Below are 20,252 nucleotides of genomic sequence, written 5' to 3' on the forward strand. Positions count from 1 at the left end.
CACGGACGATTAAATAACCGTCAGCTTAGACGTGTCCCGGGCGTACTGCTTGACCAGGCCGAGCACGTCGGCATGCTGCGCCCGACGCAGCGACACGTTGAAGATGAAGACATCGACCGCCGTCAGCTTGACCGCCGTGCCGCTTCCGCCGGGGAAGATCAGCCCGAATGTCGGCTCCATGCAGACCGCGTTGGCGTTCGTGGCGGTGGCCCAAGTGCCTCCGTTGATGCTGAGTGCGACGGTGCCCGTGTCGCCTTCCCAGCAGGCAACGTCGATGAACGGCGTATCGGCCGGGAACGGCGTGCCAGTTGAGGCCTGCGCCCCCGAACTCCCCACGCGGATGCCAAGGTTTGGCGTGCCGGAAGCGATGCCGGCGGTCATCTGGTGCGTGCCCGCTGCCTGCGGGTTGCTGCCCGCCATCCAGGCCGTGTTGCTCTGGAGATTGGCCATCCCGATGATGACCTTCGTCCACTCGGCGGTCGCGACAGGGACGCCACCGATGCCGCCTGGCAGGGCGTTGCTCGGATCGACCGGGATGATGCTGGACTCGCACACGAGCGTGTCGACCGAAGCCAGCTGGTCGAAATAGAGCGCCGGCCGGCTGTTAAAGCTCGCATGCGCCGAGACGTACTGCGGCTGCTTAGCCGCCGTCGCCTGAACGAGCCGTCGATTGGCAACGCCGACAGGCGCACGCTGAATGACCGCGCTCGCTTGCCCATTGATGACGCTGGTGCGCTCGAGCTCGAAATTCCACCAGCCTATCAGGCGAGGATCCTCGCCGATGCTCTGATCATAGTTGGCGAGCACCGGTAGCGTGTTGTCCGTGCTGACGCCGGACATAGTGAGGAACGAGACCATTTTAGACGACTTCCTTTTTGAAGATCACGGACCAATTCCAGAGCGTGACGCCGGCCACGTACCTGGACGGGTCGTTGTCGCTGTCGCGCAGGTTTCCCCAGGCACTCGCCCTGAACTGCCCCGTCATGTTGGTGTTGCCGATGTAAGCGTACTCAAGGGTGATCGGGCCGGTCGGCGTGGACGCGAGCGTGATGTCGACCTTGCCGATGTCCTTGGTCGATCCTGGTGTGCTCCCTGTCCCGTCGTCGGCGATGGTGACGCTGGTGATGGCGATCGGGGTGCCGGTGGCCTTGTCGCGCACGACGAACCCCATGCGTCCGCTGAAGGCGGTGAACTCCGGCAACCATGTCGTATCCAGCACGATTGGAGCCACTGGAACGCGGAACGGCTGCGTGACCACGTTGCTGGCGAGCGTCGGCGCGCCAGATGGGCGCAGGCCGGTCCACCACTTGCCTTGGCGGAACACCCAATCGTGCACCTTGGCCTTGTACTCGGCCTTGGTATCGTAGGCCTTCGGGAAGAGGTGCGGGCCGCCGCCTGGAAGGTAGCCGGTTCCGTCTCCCTTAAGCATGTAGTCCGCGGTCGTGATGGAGACCTGCTGCGTCGCTGCCGTCGTCTGTCCTGCTGCCTCGTCTTCCTCAACAAGGTCGAGCTGAGCGAGGGAGATATCGGAGGCGCCGAGATTGTCGCCATCGCCGCTGATCTTGCCATTCGCCGTCAACTGGCCGATCGTGAGCAGGATGGGCCGCGAGCCGTTGAAAACGCCCACACGAATGTCGATGTCGTAGTCAGCGCGCAGCTGGCGCAGAGCGTCTCGATAGCCCGCGCGCGTCTGGGTTCCCGCGGCCACGAGGCCGCGATCAGCCTGTCCATGCTCCCAATGCAGCGAGCGATGCACGACCGCCTTCGGGTACTGGGCAGTGGCGATGGCCTTGAACTTGTTGGCGTAGATCAGGGCATTGTCCCACCATCCCGTTCCTTTGCTCAGCTGCGCGATGTACTGGCCGCCCTTGCCGTGAGCGATGTAGAAGCGGACACCGCGGGGAGCGCCGGCCGCTACCTCCCGTTCGAATAGCGATCCCGTGAAGGCCGTGCCCATGGTTTCAGACAAGCCGCGCAGGGTCATCTGCTCGCGGCAAGGGATGAAGCTCGTGATCGAGTTCGGGTCGAGCTCATCGCCCTGCAACGATCCGTCGCCCGGGAGTGCGAACGATCCCAAAGTGCCGGTGTTGAAGCAGAAGGCATTGTGGTGGGCGACCGGGGCCGGGAGGCTCGGTAGCTGCACCCCGTCTGTTACGCCTTGGTTCAGAGACTGACCGTCGCTCGGCGCATATTCGAGGAACAAGCAACTTTCGTCGATCGCGGCGCTGCGATACAGCCGATTGATCAGAACATTGACGGTGCGGCCACGATAGTAGACCTGCCCGCGTGTAAGCGTCGGGCTGATGTCCATGAAGCCGCTGAGGTCGGTCGAGCCCCAGGCATTGTCCGGCAGGAGCGCACGGGCCTGATCGGTCGTATAGGAGATGATGTTCATCGCGCGCTGCGCGCTGTCGCGATCGAGCCTGGCCCGGATTTTCCCGTCCTTGCCGACGCCGATGACGATGCCGCCATTGCTGAACTGGACGAGCGCGCCGAAGCCAAGATCCGGGTCAAAGTTCGGATCGATGCGCATGCCGCGGAGCCACGCCAAGGTGGCGTCCGCGAAAATGTAGGCCAGCACCTTGTTGGCGGCATCGGCGAACCCGCCGATCACCAGCGCCTCGGGCGGATCGGCGTAGAGAAAGTTAGCGCCGATCAGGTTGACCTTCTGGTCGATTTTGTTGATGGCCTGGCTCGACGGCTGCGTCAGGATCAGCGTCTCGGTCGAAGAGCTGAGGCGCCGGTAGAGGTAGAACGATACGTCGCCGGAGCCGATGACCTTGAAGTATTCGCCGTCCGCCACAGCCGCCCGGCCGGTGGCGACGTTAGGATAGGTCTCGCCGCCGGCCAGGGCAGCATCACGCGCGGCCTCGGCGGCCAGCCGCTCGGTTCTGGCGCTGTCGGCGTCAAGGGCTGCGTCATCGGCATATTTCAAAGCGCCGTAGCCTTGGCCCGGCTCAACCTCGGCGTTGGTCTGCGTCGCCCACTGCTGCGCCTTGGATGCCGCCGCCTGTGCTTCGGGCGTGACGTCGCCGATCGGCCCGCGAGGCCCGCGCAAGCCTACCTGAGCCCGCACTTTGAAGGATGCAGGCGCCCTCGAGGTGATGGCCATCAGAAGGTGTTCCCCGAAATCGTGATAACGCCATCGAGCGACACGACGTATTCGCCGGTCGCCCGGTGCTGCATCCGGTAGGCGTGCGTGTAGGTGCCGGCGCAGGGCTGCTGATCGCCCATGTTGAAGGTGATCCAGTTGTCTTCGGGCGGCGGTGCCGTTGGCGAGATGATGATGCCGCCGTTGTCGAGCGTGCCCGTGTAGATCTTGCAGCCGTTGGCGTCCCAGACGGCCCATTCGTGGTCGTAGTCGCCGGCCGGCCACGCCGAGCCGTCGGCCTGGGCGAAGTCGCCGGTGAATTGCACGGTGGCGCCGACGCTGAAGGCGAAATCGGCGCCGAATGGCGCTGCACTCATGGCTGTCTCCAGTGTAGTATGCGTAGCTGGTGGCGTTCCATTGGCCTGCTCCCGTCACGGCGCGCGCCTTTGGTTGATCCGAAGCTGGGCCGCAGGCTCGCTGTCCGGCATCCGCCGTTTGGCCTTGCAGGCGGGATGCCGGCCGCGCGAGCTGGCAGTTAGTTCCATCCGACCGGCGCGGTGGCCGCCGGCGCCCGTGAGCCTGCGCTCAGCGCTCCAGGGCCGCGATCATCTCGTCGAGGCGCGCTTTCAGCCGGGCCTGCGGCCGGCCGTTGCGCACCCTGAGGATCTCCTCGCCGACGGGCTTTATCCCCAGGTCTCGCGCGTCGCTCTCGCCCTTGATGGCCCGCTTGGCATAGGCCGCGAGAGTTACCTGGCGACGGGCGAGCACAAGGGCTTCGGCATCGGCGATGCGTCGCCGCTCCCGGTTGAAGCGGGAGGCGAAATCGTGGTCGCTGGTCGGGAACAGGCTGGCCAGCGCATAACCCTGGCGTGAGCCACGGCGATCTCGCCGGCGGGCAAGCTCACCACCACGATGCCGTAGAGGGCAGCGCCAACTCCTCCAGCGCCGTCTCGACGAAGTAGTGGCAGGTCTGCACCGGGCCGTCCGGCTCGATGCGGCGGATGCGGGCCGGTGCCTCGCGCGCGCCGCCGGGTTTGCGGTCGACGAGCCCGAGCATCTGCTCGGGCGTGCGCGGCGGCCCGCCGATCTCGGTGCTGATCGCCTCGCCGTGGATGGCGCCGTGAAAGACCAGCCAAGGGCTGTCGATCATGGCTCTCCCGAGCCAGTCGGACAAGGAACGTCGAGCCGCGATCTTGTCCGCCAGACCCGCCGCAGGGAGGCGCCCGCTCCAGAGGCCGCTCGGCTAAGGCTCGAAGCCCACGTCGAGGCCCGGCCGCGGGCGACCCTGCACGACGATAGACCTCCATCGCGGGACGCGATCCTCCTCGTCGTCTGCCGCACCGCCCCAGCCCTTCTTCGCCAACGAGACGACCCCAAGGGGACTCGCGCCCGCGAAGCGACCGGTGCCGGCCGCAGCGCCGGCGCGAGCGTACGGCTCCCATGGAGTTCCGGCGGTGAGCTGGCCGGCCGCTTCGCTCGCCACACCGGGCATGACGCCGAGCCAGAACGCCTGGCGCGGCGTCTCGGCCAACGCGGCCTGTCCGGCCCGTCCGGCCTGCTGCAACGCTTTGCGGCCGCCCTGTTTCATCAGCCCGCGGCCGCCCTGTCTCATCAGCTCCCGCCCGCCCGCCCAGATGGCCTTGCCCGCTGCGCCGCCAGCGCCTCCTATGGCAGCGCCAGTGCCAAATTCGGTGGCTCGCCTGACGTAGTCTCCAGCTGCCGTCTTGGGCGTATAATGAAGCGGCAGGTATTCGTCCCACGCCTCGGAGTTATTTCGCTTCGCCCACGCCGTCGAAATGATCTTTTCGTGTTCGGCCTGAACCTCCTCCAGCGGGCGCCCTTGTAGCCAGGACTGACCATAGTCCCAGGCGCCGCGACCGGCGAGGATCGCATCGCCAGGAAACCCGGGAAGGGCGGCGAGACCGCTCTGCACTCCGGCCCCGGCCGACCGCACGAGATCCTCCGCCACGCCCCACGCGCCGAGCGGCTGCTCCTTCGGCAGCAACGGCCAACCCGCCGGCTTCGGCGGCCGATCGCGAGGCACCGAGAGCCAACGGCGATCAGTGGGATCCACGGGCTCGAACGGATCATGATCGACGGGGACGAGCGCGGCCCGCCGTGCGGCTTCAGTGCGCCAGGCATCGGCGACGTGGCGGCGCGCCACGTCCGCCTGGCGGGCGGCCTCGAGGCGCCAGGGGTCCGCAAGGCGGCTCTCAGCGGCCCACTGGGCCTCCCTCTGCCGGGCGGTCTCGGTGTCCCAGGCGCCGATGATACGGTCTCCCGCGGTGGCGTCTGCGTGCCGAGCAGCCTCGATGCCCCAGGGATCCGAGACGCGGTGGCCCCTCGCAACATCCGCCCGCTGCGCCGGTTCGAGGCCCCAGGCGTCGCTTGCAACGGGTGGCGCCAGCGGCGCCGCGAGCCACTGCCGGTCCCTCGGGTCGATGGCGCCGGTGTACTGCCGATCGGCGGTCATGTATCGCGGCATCCGGGTCCGCGCATTGGTGTCGCGATAACGCGGACCGCCGGTGTCGCCGGGCAGGACGTCCGGGGGGAGCTCGTAGCTGAAGTCCGGGTTGGCCGGGCCGCGCTCGATCAGATAGGGCGTGCGGAAGGCCATGGCTCTTGCACCATCAGGTATTTGCCGGGGCGGGATGGATCCAGGACGTAGAAGCGGCCGTCGGGGGCGCGCTGTGCGCCTGGAATGGGGGGAGCTTCGGCGTCGCCCTGCACCTCCGGCGGCGGAGCCGCGGGCGATCCTGGGTTCACCGGAGAGGGCGCGGCAGGCGCGATGCCCCGTAGCTCGTACGCGTCAGGCCGAACGTCAGGCGCGAAGGGCATGTAACGGCTGAAGAGCGGCCCAGCAGCGGGGTTCGGTAGAATATCATCGTAGGGCGCGGAGAGTTGCATCGGCCGGCCCGGCGGCTGCGCGACCGCATAGGTCGGGAGCTGGCGCTGCAGCCGTTCCACATCCCGCGCCTGGCCTTCCGCATCTTGCAACTGCTGAAGATAGGTCTCCACGTTCTGCCGCAGCGCTGGGGGCATGGAGGGATTGGCGGCGAGCACCTGCCCGAGGATGTCCGCGGCGCCGGGGCGCGGCGGAGGAGCCTGCGGCGTCGCCGGCCGCGTCGCGGCAACCGGGCTTCGCCTCGCACGCGCGAGAGCCGCACCGAATCGGCGGAGGTAGACTGGGGTGGTCGTGCCGAGCGCATCCCGCGCGTTGGCGGCCCGCGCCACAGGTCGGCCCGTGAACCAGATGGAGGCCGCATCATAGGGGTTGCCGTACCTCGCCAGCGACTGCCCGAACTTGGCCTCGAACACCGCGTCCTGCGCCTCCGGCGACGCGAGGAACTGCTCCGGCGTCAGCTGCCGGCCCAGCACCTCCCGGGTCCAGGGGCCGATGTTGGCCTCCATCACCTGGTAGGCGCCCAGCGCCCGCCCGTAGCGTGGGTGGGTCGGGCCGACGGCGCCGTAATTGCCGCCGCTCTCGATACTCCGCATGGCGGCAGCGTAAGGGGGCGCGCTGTCGGCGCGCGCGCCCGGCGCGGCCTGGGGCACGGCCGCGGGGCCGCGCGTCTCTGGGCGCCCGGGGAGCGGCGCATCTTGGCGCGGGACCGCGCGGGGTGAGCCCACTTGCGGAGCCGGCGCTTGGGGGCCCGCCATCTCGGATGGGGTCGCCTGAGTCGGCGGCGATCGCGGCGTCACCGGCGGCCACGACGGCGTCGTCGGGCCTGGGGCAGCCGCCCCTGTTCCGGACGCGGCCATAGGCGGCACAGACGGCTGGGGCCTGGGCGCCGCGGCCGTCACCGCCGCAGCTGCGGGGCGCGCCTGCGCCTTCCGCCTCTCCTCGAGGGCCGTGGCCAGGGAATCGATCCCCTTGTTCAGGGTTTGGAACGCCGGCGCGAAATCGTAGACCGTCATGGCTCATTTGCCTCCCGGGTTGCCGACACCGGGGATCAGCTTCAGCGCGTTGATCAGCGTGCCCGCACTGTTCAGCCCGAAGTTGAGGCGGTTGGCGGCGGCGTCGTCGCCTGCGGTCAAAGCCTTGGTGCCGAGTCCCTGGATGGTCTGGCCCATGCTCGACAGGTTGTCGGCGCCGAGCTTGGCGTAGTTGTTGATGGTGTTGACGCGGCGCTCCGCGTCCGTCGAATAGATGCCGGCGACGTCGCGACCGCGCCCGACGTCGAGATCGCCGATGCCCTTCTGCAGGCCGGCCTGGGCGCCGGCGGCCTGATACCCGGCGTTGGACAGGCCGTTCAGCTGGCTCTGCCAGCTGCCGTAGTCCTGGTTGGCCAATTGTTGGGCGCGGTCGCCGATAGCCTGCTGGGTGTTGCCGGAGCCCAGGATGCCCAGGGCGCTGTTCTTGCGCGCCACGGCGTCGGTGGCCTGGTCCACCTGGTAGCGGTAGCCCGGCGAGGCCTGGAACGCCGAGACGGCGTTGGCATTGCCGCCGGCGCCGTTGAGCCCCAGGCTGTCGCCGTAGAGGCCGAGCGCCCGGGTGCCGGCGTCGGTCCAGGGCTGGTAGCGGTCGATCGCGCCCTGATAGGCGTTGCGGCCCGCAGCGTAGCCTTGATCGAGCGCCGCGATGGTCTGCGGCTGCGCGCTCGCGACGGTATCGAGCGCGGAGGCCTTTGCATCGCCGAGCAGATTCTGGATCAGCTGCGCATTCTGCACAGCCTGTTGCGCGCCCCAGACGGCGGCCTTGCGGCTACCGGAGCCCGAGAATGGAGATGCCATGATCTACCTCGAATATGTCCACATCAGTGGCCCGATCGAATTCAAGTATTTCCGAGTTCTGAAAAGGTATGTGAAGATAACTGTAGCGTAGTTGTACAGTGAGTATCGGCCAGAGAGCCGCCCCCCCACTTTCGGGTTCGACGCTCTAGGAATTTGACGACGCCGGCATTGCGAGACGACGATCCGGAAAATGCGGACGCGCTCGTTTACTTCAAATATACTTTGACATGCCGCGACAGATCATCGATCGCTATCGGCTGCCGTGATCTAGAGCAGAATCCGATCATGTTGGATTGTCGCCGTCTGCGCATTGGCGATGGCGGCGTTGCGCGCCGACGAGCTACCGAAAATTCGAGCCATGCAAATGCCTTACGCGTTGTCCGCGAGCTCGATGACGATGATCGAGCACGTCTTGGAGATGCCGGGGTCGACGCCGGCGCTCACCACGGCCTCGCACACGAACTGGTAGGTGCCGGCTGTCGGGGCCACGTACTGCGTGATGATCGGCGTGGCGTTGTAGGTGGTCTGCGTGCTGGTGCCCGTTCCATTCGGGCTCACCACCATGGGAATGACCTTCAGCGTCGTGCCTGAGGTCACCTCGCGGAGCCGCACGTTGAACAGGCTCACCGAAGCGCGTGGCAGCGGATCGCCATCATAGGTGCCCCAGATGGCCACTCGCGAATTGGCGCGCAGATCAATATTGATGACCGCCGGCGCGCCCGTGTTGCTGTCTGAATTCGTAACCGCGTTGGCGCCGATGTCCTGGTTCAGCACCCGCACCGGCACGTTGAACTGGAAGGCGCCGGAGGTGTAGGCGAACACGTTGCCGGGGTCGCCGCCGTTGTACGACGGGTCCGTCAGCATGAAGCGGTTGGCCTCGAAGGCGATGGCCGACGTGCCGCTCGCCGTGTCGGCCAGCATCGTCATGCCGACGGTGTAGCCCGGCACGTTGAGCCGGATCGAATAGGCTGAGGTCCAGCCCGCCGGCGTCGCCGCGGCGACGAAATAGACCTCGCCGTTGGCTGTGCCGCCGTTGGCCGTCGCGGCGATGTTGTCGATCCGCCCCGAATAGGCGCCTCCAGGCGTCGTGATCGACTCGATGATGGTGCTGGCCGTCGCCGTGTTGTCGTTGGTGTCCGAGCGCAGATCCAGAAGGTAAGCGGAATAGGCGCCGTCCACGCCGGTTACGGCCTTGATCAGCTCGGTCACCTTCGCCGCGCTGTCTCCGCTCTCCGAGCTGACGTCCGTAATCTTCGTCTGAAGGTCGACGACGGTCTTGATCGTGTAGCTGCGGAGCGCCTGCTCCCAGTTCAGCAGCGCCTGCGTCGGCTTGCCCGTCGCCGGGTCCACCCGGGCCACGCTCACGGGCATCACCACCGGCGAGGCGGCCGGGTCGATGTACGGGGTCAGGTCGGCCATCAGGTTGCTGCCTGCGCTCGGATCTGCGGGTCGGGCACCGATGCGCCCATGAACGAGAAGTCGACGTTATCCGTGCACGTGAAGCGCGCCCGCAGGCCGTGGTGCGTGGTCTGCCCCAACCCGTTGACGCGCACCGGATAGAGGTCGCTCTCTGCCATCGATTGCGCGGCCGGCGTCGACCATGTCTTGCCGCCGTTGATGCTCCAGGAAATGCCGAGGAAGGCGCCATCGACTTCGGACACATCGACGAACAGGTCCGGGCTCGTAGTGCCCGCCGGGAACTGCCTGAGCGCCCCGCTCTCCACCATCCACAGCACGCCGGCGCCGACCTCGAGGAAGTCGGAGGATGGCGTCAGCAGGTTGCCGCTCAGCCGATCGCCGAAGAGCCAGGCGCCCGACGCCGTGAACATCGAGCCGCCGGCACGCCACCGCGTCAGGCCGGCGCTCAGCCGCTCGTGCCAGGCCTGGCCACGGACATCATACGACCAGCTGCCGACGGAGCTCGACACCGTCACGAACGGCCGGCCGCGCGCGATGTGCACCATCATGTCGAGCTCGCTCGGCGCCGAGGCGGCGATGAACCGTTCCACGTCCGGCGTGGAGATCACCGCGTCGGTGTAGCCGTCGAGCGCCCGCACGCTGCCGTCGGAGGCGACGAAGAAGAGCCCGTGGTCCCAGCCCGCGCCATCGCCGGCGGCGGCCATGGTGCCGCGCACACCGGTTGGCAAGATGGTCTGCGCCCGCTGCAACGGGAACGGGCTCGTGCCGACGTTCTGCCACGGCTCGATGGTCGAGCCGCCCATGGCATAGAACAGCGCGCCCGAGACGATGCCGCGCAGCAGGCCGTCGGGGCGGGATTCCGCCGTCGCAAACGACAGCGCGCTGATGTCGGTCGAGTTCAGCTCGCTGGCGAAGATGCGGCCGTCCGGCACGGTGAACAGGAAGTAGCCGTCCAGGAAGGCCACGGAATTGACGTTCGCCGGCAGGTCCGCGTCGGGATAGGCGCCGACCGCGGTGGGGGTGAGCACGTAGGCACCGCCGTTGCGCCGCACCGCGACGACATCCGGCGTCGGCACGCCCGCGGTGGTGCGGTTGTTGATCGCCAACGTCACCGGATCGCTGCCCGGGATCGCGCCCGCCAGCACCGTCACCGTCGGCCCGGGGTAGCTGACGTAGACGACCATGTCGGCGAACACGAAGTAGAAGGCGAAGTTCGCCTCGATCATGCCGCGGAAGCCGCTGCCGGGTGTCGTGAAGACATTGGCGAGCCCCGGGCAGCGGCGCACATAGTCGCGGTCGCCCTCGCGCACGCTGTAGCAATTGACGAGCCGGCCTTCGCCCTCGCCGGCGCGGCTGCCGGGCGTCGACGAGCGGGGAATGGGCAGCGCAACCATCAGCGGTAGTCCGGAAAGTGGCCGCCCAGGTGCGGCCAGGTGCCGTCGGGATCGGCCAGCGTGAGGAACGAGGGCCGCGTGCCGATGATCACCTTGAAGGCTCGCTCGCTCGCCGCCATCCCGTCTCGATCACCGGCGATCGAGGCCGCCGCGAACCGCGTCAGCTCGGCCACCATGCCGGCCTCGACGCTGTCCACATCAGGGATGTAGACGTTCACCCGGGCATTCAGGTCGGCCAGGATGCCCGGCAGCTCGTCGGCGACGAATTGCGCGTCAGCGACGGTGCCGGCCTGGGGATAGCTCAGCCGCAACCGCCCAAGGATACTGCGCACCAGCGCCGTCGACGCCGTGCGGTCGAGCCTGGCGATATCCGCCAGGGCCTGTTGCGCAGCCGCAGCGGCGTCGGGCGGAACGGCCTTCGGCTGCACCCGCGCCGCCAGCAGCGTGACGATGCTCGGCAACTGCGCCTGGGTGATCGAGGCCTCATCGGCGATGCTGATCACGCGCCGGGCCGCCAGATCATCCAGCAGCGATTGCACCGCGCCCGCGACGGCCGTCGCATCGATGGCGGAAGTCGTGGCGCCGAGCGCGTCGAGCCGCTCGAGCACCGCCCGCACGAGCGCAGTCGATGCGGCGCGATCGAGCCGGGCGAGCTCTGCGAGCGATTGCTCGGCGGCCTGCACTGCGGTCGAATCGACGGCCCGGGGAAGCACGCGCGCGGCGATGAGCGTCACCAGAGCCGGCGTCTGCGCGCTGGTCACCGCCGCCTCGTTGGCGATCACGACGACACGGCGCGCCGCCAGGTCGTCCAGCACGCCCTGGATGGCGCCGACGACAGCCGTCAAGTCGATCGCGGCTGTGGTTGCGCCGAGAGCGTCCAGCCGCTCGAGAACGGCTTGCGCCAAGCCCGTCGACGTACGATCGAGCCTGGCACCTGATGCCAACTGCCGCTCGGCGTTGTCCTTGGCCGTCTGATCATAGGCCTTCGGCTGGACACGCGCGGCGGTCAGCGTGACGATATGGGGGACGGCCCACGTGGGGATATCGCCCTCATCGCCGATCACGATGATGCGGCGCTGCGCCAGATCGTCGAGTGCGCTCTGAATGGCATCCGTGACCGCGACGTTGTCGATCGCCTCCGTGGAGAGGCCGATGCTCTCCAGCCGCTCCAGGACCTCCTTGACGACGGCCGTATAGACAGAGCCCCGGAGCAGTCGGTGTATGGAGGCGAGGCGGCCTTCCGCGTCCTGCCGGCGCTGGATATCGGCCGGCTGGCTATCGTTCGTGAACCCTGGTCTGAGGTGCTCGGCAAGCACCACAATGAACGGTTCGTAATACTGGTCAGGGATCGCATTGCCGTCCACCACCGTCCAGATGCGGCGGGCGTTCAGCTCATTGAAGAGGGCCGCCGCGCGCACGCCGGCGGCGGCTGCATCCGCAGCCGTCGGCATCTCCGCGATACCGAGCTTGCGCAGCTCGCGCAGAGCTACGGTCGTGGCGTCCGCGAGGGTGAAGGACATCGTGCCGAGCCCTTAGGGGACGACGACGTATTCGACGCAGACGATGCCGGCGCCGGCGGTCGCCGCCGTGCCGGTCTGGGCGTGCGTCGCCGTCACCGTCACCTCGCCGGGCGAGTACAGCGCCGTCGACGTCGCCATGCCGCCGGCCGCGATCAGGCCGGCGGTGCCGGTTGCGATCGCGCTGCCATAGGCCGTCGCGGCACCCGCGGTGCCGACGTTCACGGTGTTGCTCGTGCCGGCGTTGAACGCCGTGGTCACGGCCACGGTGACGGCGGTGACCAGCGCCTTGGGCGGCAGCACGCCGACGGTGACGCTGCCCGAGGCGCCATCGGCGAAACCGATGCGCTTGGTCAGGAACTGCTTGACGTTGTAGCCGACGTCGCGCGCCGGCACGGTCCTTGCGGCCATGGCCAGGATCCTTTCAGGTTTGTGAAGAGGCGGGTTCGTGAACAGGGAAGCGGGCGGCCGGCGGCCGCCCAGCCGGGTCGATGTGCGCTTACGCGTCGGCGGCGCCGCTGAAGAAGCCGGTCAGCACGCCCCACTGAACGAGGTTGCTGCCGCCCTGCGGCTTCTTGAACATCTTCGACACGCCGTAGGCCATTTCGGTGCCGACGCCGTCGATGAAGCCGTAATCGTCCTCCTTGCGGAAGGTCGGCTTGGCCATCTGCCCCCAAGCGAACACCGCCGCCTGCTGGCCGCAGAAGAACACCGGCTCGACACGGCTCGAGCTGCCGCCCGCCGTCAGCAGCGAGGTCCACTTGTCCGTGACCATCACCCCGATCTCCGGCACCTCGCGCACGATCACGCCATCGTAGAGCAGATCGCCGTCCTGGAAGAGCGGGTTCTTCTCCATGCCGTTGCCCTCGCGCGGCCGGGCATCGCGGTTGATGCTGTCCAGGTTGATCTTGAGATCGCGGAAGGTGAACGAGCCGGCGAAGGCCACGAAGTATTCACGCCCGTCGGTCAGCTTGTACGGCCGGATCTTGGGCGAAGCGTTCTTGGCGATGCGCTTCATCAGCGAGAGGGATGCTGATCCGAGCTTGCCGGTGGATGTGGTGATGTTGCCCAGCGCTGTCGCATGCGTGGCGTTGTAATTGCCGACGGCGTTGCCGTAGAGCACGCGGTCGCTGTTCGCGGCATTCCAGACATTGCGCTGCGTCGTCGTGGCCAGATCGTAGCGCAGGCCGTTCACCCGGTCGCCGTCGTCGCTGCCCAGGTTGGTGGGCGAGGCCTCGTTCGGCAAGGCCAGCAGCGCCTCGATCAGCTCGTCGCGCTGCAGCTCCTTGCCCCAGTCGCTGAGCAGCGGGCGGGCCTCGCCGAAGATGTCGGCCGAGTCCTTGTGCTTCTCGGCCTTGTTGGTCACCACCGCATGCCGGGCCCAGTCGAGCCAGACGCGCATGCCGTAGTTATCGATCTTCTCCTCGTTGCCGACGAGGGTGCCGGTGCCGCGGCCCTTGCCGTTGAGGCGGGTGACGAACGGAATGTTCATCTGCTCGCCGCCGTTCTTCAGCTCCATGCGCAGCCGGATGATGGCGTTGAGGTCCGCGGACATGTAGGGCGAGAACAGGTTCTCGCGCACGTATTCGCGATTGATCTGCTTGGTATACTGGATAAGCTTGTTGTTGTCCTGAACCGCAGTGACGGCCATGTCTGTTCATCCTCTATGGTGGTGGGAACCGCCACCGGGCCGGGCTGGCGTTGCGAGAGCATTTCGTCATTGGATGGGATCATCCAATGACAGAGAAATGCTCATAACATTTTGAATCTGTAGCGCTTTAGCGCAGCGCGAACCCGGCCGTGATGCGGTCAGCCCTGGGTGGCGTAGGCGAAGAGCGCCGCGTCGCTCATGTCGCCGCCGCCGGCCCGGTCGGACGAGGCGGCGGTGGCGCGGTTGAGCGACGGCGGCAGTTTGACGACCGAGCGGGCGCCGCCCGGCGCCGCCCCGGAGTTCGACCCGGCGAGCATCGCCATCAGGCGCTCGCGCCGGCCCGGGTCGGCGAGCAGCCGTTCCATGGCCCGCTGCTCGGCCAGGTCCGGGTTGCTTTGCTCCAGGTGCTGCTCGTACCAGTCCATGATCTCCGTATACGGATCCATGGATTGGCGGAGCGCGGAGATCACCGCCGGCCCGTCCATGGCGCCGGCGCCGATCATCTGCTGCAAGGCGGTGTAGGCCTGGGAGACCTTCTCGCCGCCGTGCTCACGCTCGGCGTCGCGGCGCGAGTAGAACTCGCGCTGCTCGAGCAGCGCCTCGACGACGCCGCCCAGCTTGCTGCCGACGAACGCCTCCGGGTCGTTCAGCAGGGCCGTCACCGGGTCGTCCGCCTCGGGCTGGGCTCGAGGATCGCGCTGCGAGGCGTCGGCCGGCGGCTGGAGCCGCTGCATCATGTCCATGAGGGCGCGGTTCTGCACCTCCAGGTGATAGGCTCGCTCCTCCGCCTGGCGGCGGGCCTCCGAGACCTCGCGGAACCGATACGGCGGCGGCTCGCGCGGCTCGGCGGCGAAGGGTTCGGACGGCTCTCCGATCGGTTGACCCGGCTCGCGCAGCGGGGCGCCCGTGTCGGGCATCGTGGCGTCGGCGAGCTGTGTGGCCGGATCGTCGGCCATGGCATGCGCCATCAGGTCGGCGTCGGTCATGCCGACGTCGGCGGTTTCAATGCTCATGCTGGGTCCTTTCCGCGTGTCGTGCGGCGACGTGAGCCCCTGTCTCGCCGGGGCGATGCGCGTGGCGCCGTGTCGTGGCGCGGACGAAAGCTATTGCTCGCCGTTCAAGACGCTGGGGCAGCGGCGTTGAGCTGGGTTGTATCTCGCGGCTTCGAACTGGAGTTGACGGACGCGCCGATACGAACAGCAACACTTGGCGCGTATGTTTGGACGCAAGCTTATAGCGGCCTCCTCGTCCAAGGGTCGCGACCATCAGAGAGTCGCGACGATCAGATGTCGACCGCGCTGTGTCCCGACGGCCGCTCGCGTGTTGATCCGCGAACGGTCCCCGGCTCACCCTCGATACCGTTGCGGGATCACCAGCGGAAACTACGAGCCATTGCTCGGACGTTATTCGTCATCCTTGAGTGGCGGATCCCGGAAAGCCATAAACCCAAATCGTTCGTTGATCTCGCGGGCTTTCTTGGCTGAAAGGGTGCCTCCAGAGCGTCTTATCTCCTGGGCCAGCGCCCGCTTGTGCCGCAGCCTCCTCGCCTCGTCGTCCCTGCGCGGTTGCTCCGCTGGCGTACGAACGGACGGCATCGTCCGCCTCACCTTCAATCGCTTCTTCGCGCGACGCATGCGGCACCCCCTGGGATACCTGCCGCGCCAAGCTGACAGGCTATGCGGCTACGACGACAGGCGGTCTCGCCGTCCGTCGGTGGTCTTTCTTATGCAGCCCTCTTCTCGGCGGCGGCGCCCCCTTCGAACTCTCGCTTGGTCCACGTCCACGTGCCGTGCGATGGCGCGGCCCTGCCCAATAGGAACGGATCAACGCGCTTCTTCACGCCAAGAGTGCCATGGCTCGCCGAGAATTGCATGCGCCGCCGCGCCCCGGGGGCACAGCCGCGTTGAACTGAATCCAAGGGCTCAAAAGCGGATCGTCGTTGACGGCAAGGCGCATGTACTCCAAATCAAAATCTTGTTGGATCGGCTCTCAACAATCCTGGTCCTCGCCTCCTGGCTATCTGTATACAATAGTATCCCAATCCGGCATTGCAACCCAGCAGTTCCGTTGCAAGAATTCGACGTAACGAAAATCCAAATTCGCCGTCACGTCAAAATCATCGTCCTGATAAAGAATAACACGCTGCCCTTTAGCCAGATTGAGATCAGAAGCAATGTCTTCTATATCTTTACCTTGATAAACTAAAATCCAACACTCATCATCCGGAGTCATAGCGTTAAAGTCGGTAAATATTCTAAGCATGGCGGGCCCTGCGCAATGGGAACGGATCAACGCGCTTCTTCACGTGAAGAGTGCCACGGATCGCCGAAGATTGCACGCGCCGCCGCGCCCGGGGGCACGGCCGCGTTGAACTGAATCCAAAGGCTCAAAAGCGGATCGTCGTCGATCGCAAGGCGCATGTACTCCAAACCAACATCTTGTTGGATCGGCTGTCGACAATCCTGATCCTCGCCTCCTGGCTATTTTCTTACAAGCGTATCCCAATCCGGGATTGCAACCCAGCAGCTCTGTTGCAAGTATTCGATGTACCGAAAATCCAAGGTCGCCGTCACGTCAAAATCATCTTCGTCCTGATAAAGAATAACACGCTGCCCCTTAACCAGATTGAGATCAGAAGCAATATCTGCTATATCTTTATCTTTATAAATTAAGACGACGTACTCATCATCCTGAGTTCTAGTGTTAAAGTCGGTAAATATTCTAAGCATGATCGCCTCCTTGTGATTGGTATCTATCTACCGACTGACAGGAAATGGATTCGGCCGTGGAGCAAATGAACGACTGATAGTATCGAAAAACCCCTGTGGTGGAGGATTTGGAACATTTACAGTCCCGTGATAGTCGCCTCTCCCAGGAGTGGGGGAATTGACTGACACGCCGGAAAGCGCTCGCAATCGCTGTGCGGTACTCACGCTAATTTGGGGGTTACGAAAGTACCCACCTCGAGCCAGCTCATCTATGGGAACGCCCGGAGCAGTTTGCACCGAGAAGCCATAGCCGTTTGGCGAGAGTTTCGTACCCTCTTCGAAATAACGTGCCGCGCCAGCTCCACCCCTTACAACAAACTGAACTTCGTCCTTAGACCTGTCCGCAGTCGGCGTGGATGTAACCGCAAGAATTCCGGCGGCAAGGGCAGATGGAATGGCCGCGGCCACGGCTCCAGCCCTTAGCGAAGCGCTGGCGGCAATGCTGCCTATTTCCGAAGCTGAAGGCACCGACGCCAGAAAGGCTCCTGTCCATCCCGCTCCACCTCCGCTCGGACGATCCGGCGCCAGCCCCGACGGATCAGTCAGATTGAGCGGATCGTTGTTGACGTACGCACGCGGAACAGCCTCCACTCTCTTACCTGTGACCGCCTCGATAGCTGATCGGAGCGCGTCCTTACCGAGGGTATTGTCCTGGGCGCCCGCCACCATACGGCCGGCGACGTACCGATCGTTAAGCGGAGCACCGTCGATGGTCTTGAGGAGTGGCATTCCATCTTCAATCCCCACGTGTCTGGCCGGCGTAGGAACCCGCGGCCTGATCGAAGTATAATATGTCAGATTTCGATTTTTATCAATTAACTCAACCGTTTGAGGCATTTCGACGGCTGTCGTCGGCGCCGCCCTCGCCAGCTCCGCCAGCGTCTGGCCGGCCTGTCTCACCTGCGGCGCCCTGAGGGTCCGCACCACAGCCGGACCAATGGTCGCCCCTTCCCGCCCGGCATCGCGTTACCCGGGGCGTCCAGCAGGCCGGGCATGGTTGGGGGAGCGCCACCGTCCGGCGTCCACGAGAACGGCAGGGCACCATTGCGGCGGGCGATCGGCACCGGCACGGACGTTGCCCGCCCCTTGGAAACTCCCTTGTAGAAAATGCCTCCGCCATCATCTTGCACCACGTCGTCCGGCAGCACCGTGCCCATACGCCACATGGGATAGGGCATCGAGTCCGCAATGCGGTCCGACAGCGTCGGCTCGACGATGTACGGCGTCCGCATCTTGCGCGCCGCCAGATCCATGCCACGCGCCAAATTGGCGATGGTCTGCTCACTCGCGGCATTGTCCGGGGCAAAGCGCCAAGCGGCGAATGCCGGCCAGCCAAGGGACGCGGCCGTCTGAGGTGGCGGCCTCTTGTCGCCAAGGGCCATCACATCGAACTGCGACGGCTGCCACGCTGTGAACGATCGGCTGGTATCCTGCGGCTCCTGCGCCGTACCGGCAATGGAGTAAAGATCATTGATCGAGGCCATGGATCTTTCATCCTCGTCCTTGAGGGCGGCTTGGGGCGATGCCGTGCCCTGTCGCATTCCTGGTCATTGGATCGGCTGCATGGGGAAACGGCTGGAGACCGCAGCCAAGACGCTGACGGAGGCCGGCGCTTCAGGCTGCATGGCCTTTTTGCGCTCGCTTCAGCTCCGCGCCGGCCCGCCGCTCCTCGACCTGGGCCGCGGCCCCGGCCAGCTGGATCTGCTGGTGCACCCGAGCCGCCGGGGGATCAGGGCGAGCTGAACTAGGGGCTCTGATTGTCTCGCAGCAGGCCGGCGAGGGGGCCGGCTGGGACGTTGGCGTTGAACTGGATATATCGATTGATCTTGGGGTTGCGGTTGGCGTAGGCGCGAATCCGCTCGGCAACCTTTGGATACATCGTCTTGATGTAGTTCGGGTTGTCGATGTAGGTTTGTATGGCCTCTGCCATGTACTCACGTGGGATGTCGTCGCCCTTGTATTTCAGAGCTTCCGGCCCGGTCAGGTGCCTTGTCCGCTCTCGCCCGTCGAGACGGGTCGAATACAATTGCTTGAGGTCGTTCGCGATCCCCTTTGTCGGGATCTTCCCCGACAATTCGTCGACCATGTGCGCGACCTCATGCGAGATCGTGTTGTCCTTCTTCGCGCCGGTCAGGTTCTGATCGTAAAGTATGCGCCGAATTCGGCCATCTGCTCCTGCTTTGTCAACGTACGCCCCAGACGCTCCTGAAGGGAGTTCAGCTTTCGCAACTGGGAGAGGAGGAGTGCCGATTGCTCCTCGGGTGATAGGGTCGAAAGCGTCTGGGCTGACGGAAACATCGGGCCCGCCGACGACGCGTCGTCCGGCGACGAACTCGGCTCCGAGCGGCTTCCCGTCGATGTCATGCGTCAGTTTCCCCGTTTCGTCCGCGAGCCCGACAGTACCATTTTTGTAGTCATCCGCGAAGGGCCTTTGTGGTTTGGGCGGCAATGCTTTGCTGCTTGTCCCCACTCCGCCAATTGAGCGACTGGCGCGTGTCAATTCCTCGATCGTCTGCGACGGATGGGTCATTTCTGCAAGATTTGCAATGGTCTGAGGCATCTTGACGGCCGTCGTTGGCGCCGCCCTCGCCAGATCCTCAAGCGTCCGGCCAGCTGGGCGCGCGTCCTGCGCCAGGCGCCCGAGAGTGCTGATCGTCTGCGACACAGCCGGCCCGGCTGTCTTGGCCGCCATAACGGCCCCCTTCGGGCCTGGCATCAAGTTGCCGATGACGTCGAGGCCAGCGGGGAGCGTCGCTGCCAGATCTCCGTTCGGCGCCCGCGATATCGGAACCACGCCGTTGCGCGGGGCGATCGGAACGGGCGTGTCCGTGCCCTTATACACGATTTGGTTTCCGAAATCGTACATCTTCAACTCGGCATCGTCAGGCAAGCTTATGCCCATCCCGAACACGCCACCTGGGATCGAGGCAGCAATCGACGACGCTATCTGGTCCGAGAGCGTCGGCTCGACGATGTAAGGCGTCCGCGTCTTGCGCGCCGCGAGTTCCATGCCGGGCGCCAAGTTGGCGATGGTCTGCGGGCTTGCCGCGTTGTCCGGGGCGAAGCGCCACGGATCGAACTGACCCAATGCCGCGATGGTCTGCGGCTGCTGTGCCATGCCTGCCGTGGTCGGGAGACTATTGATCGAGGCCATGGATCTTTCATCCTCGTCCTTGAGGACGGCTTGGGGCGATGCCGTGCCCTGTCGCATTCCTGGTCATTGGATCGGCTGCATGCAGGGGCGGGCGGAGACCAAGGCCAAGGCGCATGAGGCCCCCAAACGCGCCTCCAACCGGGGCTCGTCCCCGCAGGGGCTCGGCCTCTCTATTCGCGCGCGCGTTGCGGCCGCGCCGGCGCTCCGGCGCGGGCCGGCTCCATCTCGTGTCCGAATTCCTGCGGCGCGAGCGCGGCCTCCGCCGAGGTCCTCCGCGCCTGCGCTTGCTTCAGCTGCGCGGCGGCGGCATCGCTGCGGGCCTTGGCGATCGTCGCCGCCTGGTCGACCCACGATGGGCCCTGCGGCGCCGCCTGTGCCGGCGGCGCCTCGGGCTGCATGGCCTTTGCCGCCTGCGCCCGCTTCAGCTCCGCGCCGGCTCGCCGCTCCTCGACCTGGGCCGCGGCCCCGGCCAGCTGGATCTGCCGGCGCACTACGAGCCGCCGGGGGACCCGGGCGAGTTGCAT

At 66.2% G+C, this 20,252-nt stretch carries 21 protein-coding genes; 1 reads left to right on the top strand and 20 read right to left on the bottom strand.

Annotation, left to right across the window (positions count from 1 at the left end; translation table 11 throughout):
- Window positions 1-9: 9 nt before the first annotated feature.
- The 18 genes from ACZ5PO_RS32025 to ACZ5PO_RS32110 all read right to left on the bottom strand — a co-directional run bounded on the left by ACZ5PO_RS32025 (window position 10) and on the right by ACZ5PO_RS32110 (window position 18,058).
- Window positions 10-858, bottom strand: coding sequence for a hypothetical protein (locus ACZ5PO_RS32025; protein ID WP_464186578.1), 849 nt, complete (start codon window positions 856-858; stop codon window positions 10-12).
- Between the two features lies 1 nt (window position 859).
- Window positions 860-3,112, bottom strand: a complete 2,253-nt coding sequence (locus ACZ5PO_RS32030) for a hypothetical protein (protein WP_464186579.1) — start codon at window positions 3,110-3,112, stop codon at window positions 860-862.
- Window positions 3,112-3,468 (bottom strand): hypothetical protein, encoded by a 357-nt coding sequence (locus ACZ5PO_RS32035; protein ID WP_464186580.1) that lies wholly within the window; start codon window positions 3,466-3,468, stop codon window positions 3,112-3,114. The genes ACZ5PO_RS32030 and ACZ5PO_RS32035 overlap by 1 nt, the downstream gene beginning before the upstream one ends.
- A gap of 208 nt (window positions 3,469-3,676) precedes the next feature.
- Window positions 3,677-3,859, bottom strand: a complete 183-nt coding sequence (locus tag ACZ5PO_RS32040; protein ID WP_464186581.1) for a hypothetical protein — start codon at window positions 3,857-3,859, stop codon at window positions 3,677-3,679.
- Between the two features lie 133 nt (window positions 3,860-3,992).
- Window positions 3,993-4,241 carry a hypothetical protein gene (locus ACZ5PO_RS32045; protein WP_464186582.1) on the bottom strand — a complete coding sequence of 83 codons (249 nt, stop codon included), beginning with the start codon at window positions 4,239-4,241 and terminating at the stop codon, window positions 3,993-3,995.
- Window positions 4,242-4,334: 93 nt separating this feature from the next.
- A complete protein-coding gene (locus ACZ5PO_RS32050) occupies window positions 4,335-5,708 on the bottom strand; it encodes a hypothetical protein (protein ID WP_464186583.1) in 1,374 nt (457 codons plus the stop codon).
- Complete coding sequence (locus tag ACZ5PO_RS32055; RefSeq protein WP_464186584.1) at window positions 5,684-6,589, bottom strand: hypothetical protein; 906 nt, start codon at window positions 6,587-6,589, stop codon at window positions 5,684-5,686. The genes ACZ5PO_RS32050 and ACZ5PO_RS32055 overlap by 25 nt, the downstream gene beginning before the upstream one ends.
- Window positions 6,590-7,012: 423 nt before the next feature.
- A complete protein-coding gene (locus ACZ5PO_RS32060; RefSeq protein WP_464186585.1) occupies window positions 7,013-7,825 on the bottom strand; it encodes a hypothetical protein in 813 nt (270 codons plus the stop codon).
- A gap of 369 nt (window positions 7,826-8,194) precedes the next feature.
- Entirely contained in the window at window positions 8,195-9,244 is a 1,050-nt protein-coding gene (locus ACZ5PO_RS32065) for a hypothetical protein (RefSeq protein ID WP_464186587.1), read from the bottom strand.
- Entirely contained in the window at window positions 9,244-10,638 is a 1,395-nt protein-coding gene (locus ACZ5PO_RS32070) for a hypothetical protein (RefSeq protein ID WP_464186589.1), read from the bottom strand. The genes ACZ5PO_RS32065 and ACZ5PO_RS32070 overlap by 1 nt, the downstream gene beginning before the upstream one ends.
- Window positions 10,638-12,158 carry a hypothetical protein gene (locus ACZ5PO_RS32075; protein WP_464186591.1) on the bottom strand — a complete coding sequence of 507 codons (1,521 nt, stop codon included), beginning with the start codon at window positions 12,156-12,158 and terminating at the stop codon, window positions 10,638-10,640. The genes ACZ5PO_RS32070 and ACZ5PO_RS32075 overlap by 1 nt, the downstream gene beginning before the upstream one ends.
- Window positions 12,159-12,170: 12 nt before the next feature.
- Window positions 12,171-12,566, bottom strand: a complete 396-nt coding sequence (locus ACZ5PO_RS32080) for a hypothetical protein (RefSeq protein WP_464186592.1) — start codon at window positions 12,564-12,566, stop codon at window positions 12,171-12,173.
- A gap of 88 nt (window positions 12,567-12,654) precedes the next feature.
- Window positions 12,655-13,806 carry a phage capsid family protein gene (locus tag ACZ5PO_RS32085; RefSeq protein WP_464186593.1) on the bottom strand — a complete coding sequence of 384 codons (1,152 nt, stop codon included), beginning with the start codon at window positions 13,804-13,806 and terminating at the stop codon, window positions 12,655-12,657.
- Window positions 13,807-13,964: 158 nt separating this feature from the next.
- A complete protein-coding gene (locus tag ACZ5PO_RS32090; RefSeq protein ID WP_464186595.1) occupies window positions 13,965-14,819 on the bottom strand; it encodes a hypothetical protein in 855 nt (284 codons plus the stop codon).
- A gap of 1,003 nt (window positions 14,820-15,822) precedes the next feature.
- Entirely contained in the window at window positions 15,823-16,098 is a 276-nt protein-coding gene (locus ACZ5PO_RS32095; RefSeq protein WP_464186596.1) for a hypothetical protein, read from the bottom strand.
- Entirely contained in the window at window positions 16,095-16,226 is a 132-nt protein-coding gene (locus ACZ5PO_RS32100; protein ID WP_464186597.1) for a hypothetical protein, read from the bottom strand. The genes ACZ5PO_RS32095 and ACZ5PO_RS32100 overlap by 4 nt, the downstream gene beginning before the upstream one ends.
- Before the next feature lie 60 nt (window positions 16,227-16,286).
- Window positions 16,287-16,535 carry a hypothetical protein gene (locus tag ACZ5PO_RS32105; protein ID WP_464186598.1) on the bottom strand — a complete coding sequence of 83 codons (249 nt, stop codon included), beginning with the start codon at window positions 16,533-16,535 and terminating at the stop codon, window positions 16,287-16,289.
- 935 nt (window positions 16,536-17,470) lie between these two features.
- On the bottom strand, window positions 17,471-18,058 hold the full coding sequence (locus tag ACZ5PO_RS32110; protein ID WP_464186599.1) for a hypothetical protein: 588 nt from the start codon (window positions 18,056-18,058) through the stop codon (window positions 17,471-17,473).
- 79 nt (window positions 18,059-18,137) lie between these two features.
- On the opposite strand from ACZ5PO_RS32110, the gene ACZ5PO_RS32115 reads away from it, so the two are divergent.
- On the top strand, window positions 18,138-18,317 hold the full coding sequence (locus ACZ5PO_RS32115; protein ID WP_464186601.1) for a hypothetical protein: 180 nt from the start codon (window positions 18,138-18,140) through the stop codon (window positions 18,315-18,317).
- Window position 18,318: 1 nt separating this feature from the next.
- Here ACZ5PO_RS32115 and ACZ5PO_RS32120 read toward each other — a convergent pair whose 3' ends face one another.
- Window positions 18,319-19,728, bottom strand: coding sequence for a hypothetical protein (locus tag ACZ5PO_RS32120; protein WP_464186603.1), 1,410 nt, complete (start codon window positions 19,726-19,728; stop codon window positions 18,319-18,321).
- Between the two features lie 170 nt (window positions 19,729-19,898).
- Entirely contained in the window at window positions 19,899-20,252 is a 354-nt protein-coding gene (locus ACZ5PO_RS32125; RefSeq protein WP_464186604.1) for a hypothetical protein, read from the bottom strand.

The sequence above is a fragment of the Chelatococcus sp. KU-N122 genome (assembly GCF_055391085.1).

Coding starts and splice junctions, on each gene's coding strand:
- ACZ5PO_RS32025 (WP_464186578.1), bottom strand. CDS start 858: ATGGTCTCGTTCCTCACTATGTCCGGCGTCAGCACGGACAACACGCTA.
- ACZ5PO_RS32030 (WP_464186579.1), bottom strand. CDS start 3,112: ATGGCCATCACCTCGAGGGCGCCTGCATCCTTCAAAGTGCGGGCTCAG.
- ACZ5PO_RS32035 (WP_464186580.1), bottom strand. CDS start 3,468: ATGAGTGCAGCGCCATTCGGCGCCGATTTCGCCTTCAGCGTCGGCGCC.
- ACZ5PO_RS32045 (WP_464186582.1), bottom strand. CDS start 4,241: ATGATCGACAGCCCTTGGCTGGTCTTTCACGGCGCCATCCACGGCGAG.
- ACZ5PO_RS32050 (WP_464186583.1), bottom strand. CDS start 5,708: ATGGCCTTCCGCACGCCCTATCTGATCGAGCGCGGCCCGGCCAACCCG.
- ACZ5PO_RS32055 (WP_464186584.1), bottom strand. CDS start 6,589: ATGCGGAGTATCGAGAGCGGCGGCAATTACGGCGCCGTCGGCCCGACC.
- ACZ5PO_RS32060 (WP_464186585.1), bottom strand. CDS start 7,825: ATGGCATCTCCATTCTCGGGCTCCGGTAGCCGCAAGGCCGCCGTCTGG.
- ACZ5PO_RS32065 (WP_464186587.1), bottom strand. CDS start 9,244: ATGGCCGACCTGACCCCGTACATCGACCCGGCCGCCTCGCCGGTGGTG.
- ACZ5PO_RS32070 (WP_464186589.1), bottom strand. CDS start 10,638: ATGGTTGCGCTGCCCATTCCCCGCTCGTCGACGCCCGGCAGCCGCGCC.
- ACZ5PO_RS32075 (WP_464186591.1), bottom strand. CDS start 12,158: ATGTCCTTCACCCTCGCGGACGCCACGACCGTAGCTCTGCGCGAGCTG.
- ACZ5PO_RS32080 (WP_464186592.1), bottom strand. CDS start 12,566: ATGGCCGCAAGGACCGTGCCGGCGCGCGACGTCGGCTACAACGTCAAG.
- ACZ5PO_RS32085 (WP_464186593.1), bottom strand. CDS start 13,806: ATGGCCGTCACTGCGGTTCAGGACAACAACAAGCTTATCCAGTATACC.
- ACZ5PO_RS32090 (WP_464186595.1), bottom strand. CDS start 14,819: ATGAGCATTGAAACCGCCGACGTCGGCATGACCGACGCCGACCTGATG.
- ACZ5PO_RS32100 (WP_464186597.1), bottom strand. CDS start 16,226: ATGCGCCTTGCGATCGACGACGATCCGCTTTTGAGCCTTTGGATTCAG.
- ACZ5PO_RS32105 (WP_464186598.1), bottom strand. CDS start 16,535: ATGCTTAGAATATTTACCGACTTTAACACTAGAACTCAGGATGATGAG.
- ACZ5PO_RS32110 (WP_464186599.1), bottom strand. CDS start 18,058: ATGGCCTCGATCAATGATCTTTACTCCATTGCCGGTACGGCGCAGGAG.
- ACZ5PO_RS32115 (WP_464186601.1), top strand. CDS start 18,138: ATGGGGAAACGGCTGGAGACCGCAGCCAAGACGCTGACGGAGGCCGGC.
- ACZ5PO_RS32120 (WP_464186603.1), bottom strand. CDS start 19,728: ATGGCCTCGATCAATAGTCTCCCGACCACGGCAGGCATGGCACAGCAG.
- ACZ5PO_RS32125 (WP_464186604.1), bottom strand. CDS start 20,252: ATGCAACTCGCCCGGGTCCCCCGGCGGCTCGTAGTGCGCCGGCAGATC.